The 1,935-nt window shown below is 65.2% G+C and carries 2 protein-coding genes; both read right to left on the bottom strand.

Going from position 1 to position 1,935, the window contains the following annotated elements:
* Nucleotides 1–164: 164 nt before the first annotated feature.
* Nucleotides 165–1,271 (bottom strand): tRNA guanosine(34) transglycosylase Tgt, encoded by a 1,107-nt coding sequence (gene tgt, locus VF497_RS10075; RefSeq protein WP_330888248.1) that lies wholly within the window; start codon nt 1,269–1,271, stop codon nt 165–167.
* Between the two features lie 51 nt (nt 1,272–1,322).
* On the bottom strand, nt 1,323–1,935 hold a 613-nt coding region (locus VF497_RS10070; RefSeq protein WP_330888246.1), incomplete at its 5' end, for an integron integrase.

Here is a 1,935-nt window from a genome sequence, read left to right as displayed (position 1 = left end):
TGTCAGCGGAACCCGGCCGCTGACGCGGACCTTTCGGGCAGGATGCCCGAAAGGCGCAATGCTCTGGGGCGTGTCTCTTTGCTTACTTTCTCTGCACGAGCAGAGAAAGTAAGACGCTCGTCCGCAGGACGAGTGGAAGCTTGTGCTCTTGAAGAACCGCGTCGTTACTTGCGCCTCAGTTCGTAGAACTCCGCGACGAAATCCGCGAGCCGCCGCGCAGCGATCGCTTCGCGCAACCCGCGCATCAGATCCTGGTAATAGTGCAGATTGTGGATCGTCGCCAGCATCGGCCCGAGCATCTCGCCGCATTTGTCGAGATGGCGCAAATAGGCGCGCGAGAACCCGTTCGCGCAGGTGTAGCACGCACAGGCCTCGTCGAGCGGGCGCGTATCGTGTTCGTATTGCGAATTGCGGATGCGCAGCACGCCGCTGCGCGTGAAGATGTGCGCGTTGCGCGCGTTGCGCGTCGGCATCACGCAGTCGAACATGTCGATACCTCGCGCAACCGCTTCCACAATGTCTTCCGGGCGACCTACGCCCATGAGGTAACGCGGCCGATCCGCCGGCAGCAACGGCACGGTTTCCTCGAGTGTGCGGTTGCGCTCCTCTTCCGGCTCGCCGACCGCGAGGCCGCCAACCGCGTAGCCGTCGAAGCCGATCTGCAGCAGCCCATCGGCGGAAACTCTGCGCAACGCCGGATACGTGCCGCCCTGGACGATGCCGAACAGCGAATTGGGATTGCGTAAATCGTCGAACGCACGCCGCGAGCGCGCGGCCCAGCGCAGCGACAGCTCCATCGAATCGCGCGCCTGTTTCTCGGTTGCCGGATACGGCGTGCACTCGTCGAAGATCATCGCGATGTCGGAGTCGAGCGTCTTCTGGATGCGCATCGACTCCTCGGGCGAGAGGAACACCTGCGAGCCGTCCACGGGCGAAGCGAAACGCACGCCCTCCTCGGTGATCTTGCGCCGCTCGGCGAGCGAGAACACCTGGAAGCCGCCCGAGTCGGTCAGGATCGGCTTGTTCCAGCCGATGAACTTGTGCAGCCCGCCGAATTCGCCGATCACGTCGAGGCCCGGGCGCAGGAACAAGTGGAACGTGTTGCCGAGGATGATCTCCGCACCGATGTCGAGTATCGACCGCGGCGTCATGCCCTTGACCGAGCCGTAGGTGCCGACCGGCATGAACGCCGGCGTCTCGATCGTGCCGCGGGCGAAACCCAGCCGGCCGCGCCGAGCCGCGCCGTCGCCTCCGAGAAGTTCAAACCGCATTGCGTTTCCTTGTATCCAAATCAGGCCGCGGATTTTACGCGTTCGCGGCGCCTACCACGCGTCCAGCGGGCTGCGCACGCCGAGGCCGCCACGATTGAGCACGTGGGTGTAGATCATCGTAGTGGCCACATCGTTGTGTCCGAGCAGTTCCTGGATCGTGCGGATGTCCTGGCCCGATTCGAGCAAATGCGTCGCGAACGAATGCCGTAACGTGTGGCACGTCGCCGGGGCGACGATCCCGGCGCGAACACGCGCCCGTTTCACCGCACGCTGGATCGCCGACTCGTCGAGATGATGGCGACGCACTCGCCCGTCGCGCGGATCGTGCGAACGCTGCGTCGCCGGAAACACGTACTGCCAGCCCCACTCGCGCGCCGCACCCGGATACTTGCGCGCCAGCGCATGCGGCAACCATGTCTCGCCGAACCCGGCCGCCAGGTCCGCGCCGTGAATACGCCGCGCTTCGTCCAACTGTGCCAGCAGCGGCGGCACGAGTGCAGCCGGCAACATCGTGCGCCGATCCTTACCGCCCTTGCCGTCGCGCACCACAATCTCGCGCCGCCCGAAGTCGACGTCCTTCGCACGCAGACGCAATCCCTCCAGCAGACGCAGCCCGGTGCCGTAGAGCAGGCTGGCCACCAACCACTGCACGCCGGTCATCTGA

Origin of the sequence: Rudaea sp. (assembly GCF_036383415.1) — a bacterium.
Lineage (GTDB): Bacteria > Pseudomonadota > Gammaproteobacteria > Xanthomonadales > Rhodanobacteraceae > Rudaea.
This window is presented reverse-complemented; position numbering and strand designations above follow the sequence as displayed.

Bases quoted from the DNA above. Each gene is read 5' to 3' on its own strand.
- tgt (WP_330888248.1), bottom strand. From the start codon at position 1,271: ATGCGGTTTGAACTTCTCGGAGGCGACGGCGCGGCTCGGCGCGGCCGG.